The 10,415-nt window shown below is 39.6% G+C and carries 11 protein-coding genes; 6 read left to right on the top strand and 5 right to left on the bottom strand.

What is annotated here, in order from left to right:
- The first annotated feature begins 82 nt into the window (after positions 1 to 82).
- On the top strand, positions 83 to 901 hold the full coding sequence (pyrF, locus tag AB8M93_RS16895) for an orotidine-5'-phosphate decarboxylase (RefSeq protein WP_373059866.1): 819 nt from the start codon (positions 83 to 85) through the stop codon (positions 899 to 901).
- 11 nt (positions 902 to 912) lie between these two features.
- A complete protein-coding gene (locus AB8M93_RS16890) occupies positions 913 to 1,701 on the top strand; it encodes an ABC transporter substrate-binding protein (protein WP_373059864.1) in 789 nt (262 codons plus the stop codon).
- Here AB8M93_RS16890 and AB8M93_RS16885 read toward each other — a convergent pair.
- From AB8M93_RS16885 to purU, 3 genes are all read right to left on the bottom strand, one after another.
- Complete coding sequence (locus AB8M93_RS16885; protein ID WP_373059862.1) at positions 1,674 to 1,862, bottom strand: Lacal_2735 family protein; 189 nt, start codon at positions 1,860 to 1,862, stop codon at positions 1,674 to 1,676. The two genes, AB8M93_RS16890 and AB8M93_RS16885, sit on opposite strands and share 28 nt — an antisense overlap.
- Positions 1,863 to 2,005: 143 nt before the next feature.
- A complete protein-coding gene (locus AB8M93_RS16880) occupies positions 2,006 to 2,710 on the bottom strand; it encodes a DUF4197 domain-containing protein (RefSeq protein ID WP_373059860.1) in 705 nt (234 codons plus the stop codon).
- Between the two features lie 63 nt (positions 2,711 to 2,773).
- Positions 2,774 to 3,625 carry a formyltetrahydrofolate deformylase gene (gene purU / locus AB8M93_RS16875; protein ID WP_373059858.1) on the bottom strand — a complete coding sequence of 284 codons (852 nt, stop codon included), beginning with the start codon at positions 3,623 to 3,625 and terminating at the stop codon, positions 2,774 to 2,776.
- A 142-nt stretch (positions 3,626 to 3,767) separates the two neighbouring features.
- Here purU and AB8M93_RS16870 point away from each other — a divergent pair, with 142 nt between their 5' ends.
- A complete protein-coding gene (locus AB8M93_RS16870) occupies positions 3,768 to 7,202 on the top strand; it encodes a methylmalonyl-CoA mutase family protein (protein ID WP_373059856.1) in 3,435 nt (1,144 codons plus the stop codon).
- Positions 7,203 to 7,469: 267 nt separating this feature from the next.
- Positions 7,470 to 8,090 (top strand): MarC family protein, encoded by a 621-nt coding sequence (locus AB8M93_RS16865; RefSeq protein ID WP_373059854.1) that lies wholly within the window; start codon positions 7,470 to 7,472, stop codon positions 8,088 to 8,090.
- Between the two features lie 50 nt (positions 8,091 to 8,140).
- On the opposite strand, the gene AB8M93_RS16860 is transcribed toward AB8M93_RS16865, so the two are convergent.
- Complete coding sequence (locus AB8M93_RS16860; RefSeq protein ID WP_373059852.1) at positions 8,141 to 8,482, bottom strand: hypothetical protein; 342 nt, start codon at positions 8,480 to 8,482, stop codon at positions 8,141 to 8,143.
- A 182-nt stretch (positions 8,483 to 8,664) separates the two neighbouring features.
- Between AB8M93_RS16860 and AB8M93_RS16855 the strand changes: the two genes are divergently transcribed.
- Complete coding sequence (locus AB8M93_RS16855; protein WP_373059850.1) at positions 8,665 to 9,120, top strand: Lrp/AsnC family transcriptional regulator; 456 nt, start codon at positions 8,665 to 8,667, stop codon at positions 9,118 to 9,120.
- A gap of 1 nt (position 9,121) precedes the next feature.
- Here AB8M93_RS16855 and AB8M93_RS16850 read toward each other — a convergent pair whose 3' ends face one another.
- Positions 9,122 to 10,030, bottom strand: coding sequence for a class I SAM-dependent methyltransferase (locus tag AB8M93_RS16850; protein ID WP_373059848.1), 909 nt, complete (start codon positions 10,028 to 10,030; stop codon positions 9,122 to 9,124).
- Between the two features lie 175 nt (positions 10,031 to 10,205).
- On the opposite strand from AB8M93_RS16850, the gene AB8M93_RS16845 reads away from it, so the two are divergent.
- The gene (locus AB8M93_RS16845) at positions 10,206 to 10,412 is read left to right on the top strand and encodes a DUF1328 domain-containing protein (protein WP_373059846.1); all 207 of its coding nucleotides are present in this window, start codon (positions 10,206 to 10,208) and stop codon (positions 10,410 to 10,412) included.
- Positions 10,413 to 10,415: the final 3 nt, after the last annotated feature.

Genomic DNA, 10,415 nt, shown 5'->3' with positions numbered 1-10,415 from the left:
TCATAATTCATAATTCATAATTCATAATTCATAATTCATAATTCATAATTCATAATTCATAATTCATAATTCATAATTCATAATGTCTACTGAAGAGCTTATTAAACAAATACATAAGAAGAAATCTTTTTTATGCGTTGGCCTGGACGTAGATTTAGAGAAAATCCCCACTTATCTTCTTTCTGAAGAAGATCCTATTTTCGCCTTTAATAAAGCCATTATCGATGCCACGCAGGGTTTTGCCGTGGCTTATAAACCCAATACCGCCTTTTATGAAGCCTGCGGAATAGAGGGCTGGAAAGCGCTTCAAAAAACTGTGGACTATCTGCATAATGAGTATCCGGAAATTTATACCATCGCAGATGCCAAGCGGGGGGATATTGGCAATACTTCACGTATGTACGCCAAAACTTTTCTGCAGGATATGGGTTTCGATTCGGTTACCGTGGCTCCTTACATGGGTAAGGATTCTGTAGAACCTTTTCTCGAGTTTCAAAACAGGCATACCATTTTGCTTGCCCTAACTTCTAATGAAGGCGCTTTTGACTTTCAAGCCAAAAAAATTGAGGGTTTTGAATTGTATAAGCAGGTGCTGAAAATTTCTAAAACCTGGAAAAATTCGGAGAACCTGATGTATGTGGTTGGCGCGACCAAAGCCGAATATCTTAAAGAGATACGGAAAATAATTCCTGATAATTTTTTGCTGGTACCGGGAGTTGGCGCTCAGGGTGGCAAGCTGGAAGAGGTATGTAAATACGGAATGAATAAAAATGTTGGGCTTTTGGTGAATTCAGCAAGAAAAATAATTTATGCTTCAGATTCTTCAAATTTTGCTGAAATAGCCGGTGCCAAAGCTGAAGTGCTTCAGCAACAAATGGCACAGGAGCTAAAGCAACTTTAAATATCTCGAATATGGAATTTACAGATCAGCTTCATAGAAAGATCGAAATTCCCGAAACTCCCAAACGCATTGTTTCGCTGGTGCCCAGTCAAACCGAATTGTTGGTAGATCTTGGCTTAAAGTCTGCATTAGTCGGAATTACAAAATTTTGTGTACATCCTAAAACTCTTCGGAAGGAAAAGAAAGTGGTGGGAGGTACAAAAACCATACACCTGGAGAAAATCAAAGCGCTTAAGCCAGATCTTATTCTTTGTAATAAAGAAGAAAATACCGAGGAAATGGTTGCCAACCTGGAAAAAATTGCGCCGGTCCATGTTTCAGATATTGTAACCCTGGAAGATGCCTTCGAGCTTATGCGTCAATATGGAAACCTCTTTGGCAAAAATCTGGAAGCTGAAAAATTAATTGCTGAAATTGAGAAGAAAAAGGAGGTCCTCGTAAAAAAGCTGCAAGGGAGACAGGCCGAAAGAACTGCCTATTTTATCTGGAAGAAACCCTTAATACTGGCAGGAACTAATACTTTTATAAATACACTCTTAAAGCTTAATAAGCTCGATAATATAGTTGAAGGACGCTATCCGGAAATTAATTTGGAAAAACTGGAAGAATTGCAGCCTGAAGTTATATTGCTTTCTTCGGAACCTTTCCCATTTAAGGAAAAGCATAAACAGATCTTTGATTCTTTAAAGGCGGAAGTAATTTTGGTAGATGGAGAATATTTTAGCTGGTATGGCAGCCGTTTGGTAAAGGCAATGGATTATTTTGCCGGGCTTCAGGACCATGCGTCTATCTCGCGATAGTTTAATCTCCTTAGTTCCCAAAGAATTTTTTTTGCCCGGGAATTTAATTTGTCACTCTTTTCTTTATCATATAAAGCGGCTTTATAGGCGCGGTGCATAAGTTCTTTATATTTATCACAAAGCCGCTCTTCTTTATTTTTTTGTTGAAAAATCTTAAACATAGTTCTTCTTACATTTCTTCACTTTACAAAGATATATAGCAAGATGGGTAATAATTACTAAATACTAGTTAAGGTTCTGGTAAGATTATTTTTAAAATTCCACTTTTGTGTTAAAAAAATATGATTCTGTTAAGAATTGCCTGTTAATCCTGTAGGGCGAAAACTCTTCTTAAAAGCTCGGTGGTACGTGAAGCAGCCTGCTCTCTTATTTGCTTTTCCTCAACTGCTATCATAGTATATACCCCGTTCAAAGCTTCTTTGGTAACATAATCTGTAAGATCGGGATTTACATTATTGGTAAGTGGAATGCTGTTATATTTTTGGATGATATTGCTCCATACCTGGTTCGCTCCAACCTTGTCTAATGAATTTTGAATAACAGGATTAAATTTTGAATAAAGCTGAGATTCTGTTTTATTTAGAAGATAATTAGTGGCGGCATTATCTTCGCCTAAGAGGATATTCCGGGCATCGGTAAAAGTGATTTCCTGCACGGCATTTACAAAAATAGGAGTAGCTTCCTGTACCGCATCTTCCGCAGCACGATTTAGAACCCTTAAACCTTCATCGGCCAGCGAACCAAGTCCTACATCCCTTAAAGTCTTGTCTACTTTTTGCAGTTCCGGCGGTAATCCTATTCTTACCAGTTCATTGCTGAAAAAGCCGTTTTGCTCCGCCAGTTTAGTAACCTGTTTGTCAATTCCAAAATTTAAGGCCTGGCGTAATCCGGAGGCAATTTCCGTATTGCTTACTCCATAGCCGCTTTCTGGAAGCTGGCTTGCAATATCCTGTAATTCTGCGCAGGAGGTGAGGATAAATAAAAGGGAAAGGGATAAATACTTTTTCATAATTGCTTTTTTTCAAATATAATGAAACTTAAATTGTAGGAAATGAGCCTTGATTTAGTAATTTCAGGTAAAAATTATAGTTTTATTGTTATACGTAAGGGTTTTTCGTTCCACGTGAAGTTTTATTCCACGTGCAAGCACGATTTTTTCCAAGTCTCTTCCTTTTAAAATAAGATCTTTAATGGAGTGGCTGTGAGAGATCCTGGTAATATCCTGTTCAATAATAGGCCCGGCATCAAGTTCAGCAGTTACATAATGGCAGGTGGCGCCAATAATTTTGACCCCTCTTTTGTATGCCGAATGATACGGTTTGGCACCCGCAAAGGCTGGTAAAAAAGAATGGTGGATATTGATAATACGGTTAGGAAATTTGTCAATAAGATCGTTCGATACAATTTGCATATACCTCGCCAGCACGATAAAATCAATATTTTCTTTTTCCAGAAGCTCCAGTTGTTTCGTTTCGGCTTCAGCTTTTTTGCCTTTTTCTACCGGAATATGATAAAAAGGAATTCCAAAACTTTTGGCTATGGGCTCCAGGTCTGCATGATTACTAACGATCATTGGTATGTCTACATCCAATTCCGCAGACTTATACCTGCCCAGGATATCATACAGGCAATGATCATATTTGGATACAAAAATTGCCATTTTTAAAGGTGCACCTGCAGAATATATTTGCCAGGACATCTGGTAAGGTTCCCCTATTTCGCTTCTAAATTGCTCTTTAAACCCGGGAATATTTATTTCTATACTGAATTCCCCTTCAAGCCGCATAAAAAAGATCTTATTCTCTATATCTACATATTGATCGATATAGATTATATTACCTTTATGCTTGTGAAAAAAAGAAGTGACCTGTGATATGATTCCGGAAGTATCGGGGCAGTGAATAAGCAGCGTAATTTTAGACATACCATAATGTTGTGGCTTTAAAATTACTGAATTTGAAACTGCCTTGTGGAGTACGGAATAAAGATTGTACAATTATCAGGAAAGCCTGCTTAATTTTACAATTTTCGTAAATTGCAGCATCAAAAATTTGATATCATTAGAAATGGAACAACAGAAGCCCTATACTCCTAAGAATAAAATAAGAATTGTTACTGCAGCCTCTCTTTTTGACGGCCATGATGCCGCCATTAATATTATGCGGCGTATCATCCAGTCCACCGGCGTAGAAGTGATTCACCTTGGCCATGACCGCAGTGTGGAAGAGGTGGTAAACTGTGCTATCCAGGAAGATGCCAACGCCATCGCGATGACTTCTTACCAAGGGGGCCACAATGAATATTTTAAATATATGCATGACCTGCTTCAGGAAAAAGAAGCCTGCCATATTAAAATTTTTGGCGGCGGCGGTGGCGTAATCCTGCCTGAAGAAATTAAAGAGTTGATGGATTACGGGATTGACCGTATTTATTCGCCCGATGATGGGCGTGAAATGGGGCTTCAGGGGATGATCAACGATATGGTGAAGCGGGTAGATGAGCCCACACCACCACTTCAGAAGAAAGAAAATGTTGAAAAATTATTAAAGGAAAAGGATGTAAATACCATTTCCAGGCTGATTTCCCTTGCTGAAAATAACCACGACGAATTTCAAAAGCATTTCTCTAAGATCAAAACTTCAGGAGAGCGCAAAATCCCTGTTCTGGGAATTACGGGTACCGGCGGTTCCGGGAAATCCAGCCTTGTAGATGAGCTGGTAAGACGTTTCCTGTCTGATTTTCCTGAAAAAAATATAGGGATTGTTTCCGTAGATCCTTCCAAGAAAAAAACGGGCGGAGCCTTGCTTGGAGACCGCATCAGGATGAATTCTATTAATAGTCCGCAGGTTTATATGCGTTCGCTTGCTACGCGGCAGTCCAATCTCGCGTTATCCAAATATGTTGCGGAAGCGGTAGACATTTTAAAGGTTTCCGGCTATGACCTTATTATCCTGGAAACTTCTGGTATCGGGCAATCTGATACCGAAATCTTAGATCATTCTGATGTTTCCCTTTATGTGATGACGCCAGAGTTTGGTGCAGCCACACAGCTGGAGAAGATCGATATGCTGGATTTTGCCGATCTGGTGGCGATCAATAAATTCGATAAAAGAGGAGCACAGGATGCACTTCGGGATGTGAAGAAACAATATCAGCGTAATCATGGCTTGTGGCACGAAGATGTAGAAAAACTTCCGGTTTTTGGGACCATTGCCTCCCAGTTTAACGATCCCGGAATGAATACGCTCTATAAAAAAATCATGGATAAAATTGATGAAAAAACAAATTCACAATTGAATTCCACTTTCGAGATTTCCAGGGAAATGAGCGAGAAAATCTTTGTAATTCCGCCCAAACGTACGCGTTACCTTTCAGAAATAGCAGAAAATAACCGGAGCTATGATGAAAAAGCAAAGTCGCAGTCGGAAATTGCTCAAAAGCTCTACGGAATTTATAAAACCCTGGAAAGCGTTACCGAAACAAAACCCGGGCTGGATAAATATGGAATTGAAGAAGAGGCCCTTGAAGATTCCACTTCCGAAGAAAATAAAGAATTTACCGGGCTGCTTAAAAAAGAGTTTGATCGTGTAAAAATGGATCTTGATCCTTACAACTGGGAGATGATTCTGGGCTGGGATAAAAAAGTAAATAAATATAAGCAGCCAGTTTATTCTTTTAAAGTCCGTGATAAGGAGATAAAAATCGAAACCCATACCGAGTCGCTTTCCCACACCAAAATTCCCCGCGTTGCCTTACCAAAATACAAAGCCTGGGGCGATGTTTTAAAATGGTGCCTTCAGGAGAATGTGCCGGGAGAATTTCCATATACTGCCGGGCTTTACCCTTTTAAAAGGCAGGGAGAAGATCCAACCAGGATGTTTGCCGGAGAAGGCGGGCCGGAGCGCACCAACCGCAGGTTTCATTACGTGAGCTTAGGATTGCCTGCAAAAAGGCTTTCCACTGCATTCGATTCGGTTACGCTGTATGGAAATGATCCCGATCACCGTCCCGATATCTACGGAAAAATTGGCAACGCGGGGGTTTCTATCTGCTGCCTTGATGATGCGAAAAAACTATATTCCGGTTTCGATCTTTCCAATGCACTCACTTCAGTAAGTATGACGATTAATGGCCCGGCACCAATGCTGCTTGGATTTTTTATGAATGCGGCTATAGATCAGCAATGTGAGAAATATATTAAAGAAAATGGTTTAGAAGATAAAGTTGAAGCCAAGCTGAAAGAGCTTTACGACGATAATGATATTGACCGGCCTTCTTATAAAGGAGAATTGCCCGAGGGGAATAATGGCCTTGGTTTAATGCTGCTTGGACTTACCGGAGATCAAATACTTCCGGCAGAGGTTTATGAGGAAATAAGGCAAAAAACCTTAAGTTCTGTAAGAGGTACAGTGCAGGCAGATATCCTTAAAGAAGACCAGGCCCAGAATACCTGTATTTTTTCTACGGAATTTGCGCTGAGATTAATGGGAGATGTGCAGGAATATTTTATTGAAGAGAAAGTACGTAATTTCTATTCGGTTTCCATTTCGGGATATCATATTGCCGAAGCAGGAGCAAATCCAATTACACAGCTGGCTTTTACACTGGCAAATGGCTTTACTTATGTGGAATATTACCTGAGCCGCGGGATGGATATCAATAAATTCGGGCCAAATTTATCCTTCTTTTTCTCCAACGGGATAGATCCTGAATATGCCGTAATTGGGCGCGTGGCCAGAAAAATCTGGTCTAAGGCGCTAAAACATAAGTACGGCGCCAATCCAAGGGCGCAAATGCTTAAATATCATATCCAGACTTCCGGGCGTTCTTTACATGCGCAGGAAATAGATTTTAATGATATTCGTACCACCCTGCAGGCACTTTACGCGATTTATGATAACTGTAACTCTTTGCATACCAACGCTTACGACGAGGCGATCACCACACCTACCGAAGCCTCTGTAAGACGGGCAATGGCCATCCAGCTTATTATTAATAAGGAGCTGGGCCTTGCCAAAAATGAAAATCCAATCCAGGGTTCTTTTATTATTGAAGAACTTACCGATCTTGTTGAAGAAGCAGTTTTACTGGAATTTGACAGGCTTACGGAAAGGGGAGGAGTCCTTGGTGCGATGGAAACCATGTACCAGCGGGGGAAAATTCAGGAAGAAAGCCTTTACTATGAAACCCTTAAGCATAATGGCGATTTTCCCATTATTGGGGTAAACACCTTCCTGAGTTCCACCGGTTCCCCAACCGTAACCCCGGGAGAAGTGATACGTGCAACTGAAGAAGAGAAGCAACACCAGATAAAAACCCTTACCACTTTACATAAAGCTAAAGGAACAAAGGCCGATGATGTTTTAGAAAAACTGAAGGATGCCGCTGTAAATAATGACAATTTATTTGCAGTTTTAATGCAGGCTACAAAAGTTTGTTCTCTGGGCCAGATCACCAGGGCTTTGTTTGAAGTAGGAGGGCAGTACCGGAGAAATATGTAGGCTCAAATGGGAGTTATTCATCATTCATAATTATAGGAATAAACTACATAATTCCAAATCCTGCAAGGTTTACAAAACCTTGTAGGAATATTATGGCCGGGAGCTGTGGGAAAAATACTTTGCAGGATTTTCCATAAAATCTTAACTCGAATTTTTCATAGTTTTTTTAAAAAAGAAAGTGGATCCGGGGTGATGCAGTTCCAACTTTCCTTCTACATTTGCAGACTGAATTTTTGAATAAATTGTTGTACCTCAAAAGGTAAAAAAATGGAGAATATCTGGTTATATGCCATAGGAGCATTTACCGCGTTTTTTGCGATTAACAATCCGGTAGGGAATATGCCTATTTTCTTAAGCCTTACCAAGCAGGCCGATGGGAAAAGGAAAAAATTTATTTCCAAAAAGGCTACTTTCACTGCTTTTGTAATTGTAACGGGGTTTGTGGTTCTTGGGAAATATATTTTTCAGCTGTTCGGGCTAACTATTCCGGCTTTTAAAATTACCGGTGGGATCCTGGTGTTTTTCGTAGGTTTCGAGATGATAAGGGCGCAACAGTCCAGTATAGATAACCAAACTGAAATTGACTTTAACGAGGGAATTTCCATTTCTCCTCTGGCAATTCCTATTCTGGCAGGCCCGGGGACTATAGTTACCGCCGTAAATTATACCACTACCGCAGGATATTTAGATATGCTGGTTATAATTTTAATGTTCGGGCTAATCATGTGGCTAAATCATCTGGCATTCATTTCAAGCGATTACCTGGTGAGGCTTATCGGACAGAATAAGATTGTGGTGATCGAAAAAATAATGGGGCTTATTATTGCAATTATTGGTACCAATATGTTTATTGAAGGTATTCACATAGCCTTTTTTGACCAGGTATAGGCGGAAATTAATATACGTTTTTCTAAAGTAAATTAGCCGGGAGAACATCACTACATCTGTAACATCCAGATGCGTTGTAGTTTCCTGAATTTTTTGAGCTCTGTTCTTAACAACTTTAGAAATTCACTGCCATTGCTGTTGGAAAGTTCAAGACGATCACAGTTTTTATGCAAGAGATGGATTAATCGGTTTAGGGATGCAAAATGAGGGTGCCGTTCTTCAGAAAAAATTTTGCTTTCCGCTTTTAAAATTTCCGGCGCAAGCGAAACAGATTGCTGAACGATATCTCCGGAAAAATAAATATACGGATTTTCCTGCCCGTTTCTTTGCAAATGGCTAAGATCCTGGACCAAATATTCAGAAATACTTCTGGAAAGCCTAAAAATTTCCATAGCCTTTTGGTATATAGGCGAAGGCGAAGCGTTACTTTCTGGTACAGAGCACATCTTGCAAATAGGTTTTAGTGGTTTCTCTACCAAATTTAATCACAAGAAAACTTTTATAGATATTGATTTTAAAGCAAATAATATGATTAACTTTAAAAACATTTTAAATACAGCTAAATTTCTTTAAAATGAAAGTCGACAAAATCAACTGGGAAATTCTAGCCATCCTGCAGGCCAATGCCAGGTCTACAAATGCTGAAATTGGAAGAAAAGTGGGTATAAGTTCTCCCGCGGTATCCGAGAGGATTAAGAAAATGGAAGATGCGGGGCTTATCCAGGGTTACAGAACCGAAATTTCTTACCGCCAGGCTGGGCACCAGCTAAAAGCAATTATTACCCTGCGCGCATTTATGGGGAGGTTAAAAGCTTTTCTGGAAAAAGTTAAGGAATTTCAGGAAATTATTAACTGCTATCGTATTACCGGAAATGAAAATATTATTATGGAAGTAGTCCTGCATGACCAGGCTCACCTGGAGGCATTCATTGACAGGATGATCACTTACGGAGAGACCAAAACGCATATTGTGCTATCTAATGTTATTGAAGATGCGCCGGTTCCAAAACCATGGCCGGTTAATAATTAATTTATTTTCTTCCACTTACAAGATACATTAAAGAACCCCCGGCAGCATGGTATTGTTCCCTTTGCAGTGCTCCTATAATATGCTCATCCCGGGATTTATAACGCTCCTGGTATTCAAAGTAAAATGGCATATATTCCTCTCCAGCCGCACTAAAAAAATCGATGTCTTTTTGGGTTTCAGACTTCCATGAACCGCCACTCATCCATTGTTTTACGGTGGCTACCTGTTCTTTAGTGTCGTAAGGCGGATACATGGCTATTGCTTTATCTGAAAGGCGAACTTCAATATCTTTTAAATCTTCCATAGCAAACATCCCCGGGAGCAGGTCCCCCAGAGAATTATCTCCCCTCCCCAATTTTCGCTTTCCTTTTTCTATAATGAGCCGGTATTTTATATGGTCCAGTGTTTCCTCCAGAGAATCATTTTTGGACAGAGAGTTCTTCACCAGGCTTTGCACGATATTATTAGGTTCCACACAAAGGAGCAATCCGCCTTTTTTTAATACCCTCTTCATTTCCTTCAGGGCTTTGTTAGGCTCCGGCAGATGAATAAGCACGGTCTGGCAGGTCACCAGTTCAAAACTGTGATCAGGGAATGGTAAATCCTGCGCATCTGCCCCCATAAGAGTGAAATTTTGCTGACGGTTTTTAAAGTAAAATTCCAGCTCCGGGTTTGAGAGGTGCCATTTTTTATCATTATCTACCGCTGTAATTTCAGCATCTTCACTTAAATAGGGAACCATAATGCGTGTCCAGTGGCCTTTGCCACATCCCACATCCAGCATGCTACCAATTTTTTTAAGCTGAAGTCTTCTGGCAGTAAGATCCAGAAAAGCCTTGTTCCACCAGAAATCCCTGTAATCTCCAAAAAAATCTTCAGAATGGCCTTTATGTTTAGAATAGTTATTCAATTGCAAATTTTGTATAAAGATAACCAATTGCAGGATTTCACAGAATTAAGGAGCTTTAGGAACAATTTTTAACATTTAATGGATTATTTGAGATTTTCTCGTTAAATAACTGGTAATTGTAATTTATTTTAGAAAATATAGGTGTTCAAGAGATTATATTTGTTAAAAAAGAGCTATGAAAAAGATTTTACTTTATCTGGTAATTGCGGTAATAACGGGAATTATTGGGTTTTCAGGAATAAGTTTTAATGGGATCGCGGCAGTGAGAATAGCATTTCTAATAGTTGCAGATTTGTTAATTGTGAGCGTCTTGGCAAGCATCTTGTTTTCAGAACAGGCTCAGCAGCAAAAGTTAAGGCTGAAGAGGGTGAGAAATAAATAATGA

Origin of the sequence: Autumnicola aciditolerans (assembly GCF_041679265.1) — a bacterium.
In the GTDB taxonomy this organism is placed as follows: domain Bacteria; phylum Bacteroidota; class Bacteroidia; order Flavobacteriales; family Flavobacteriaceae; genus Autumnicola.
This window is presented reverse-complemented; position numbering and strand designations above follow the sequence as displayed.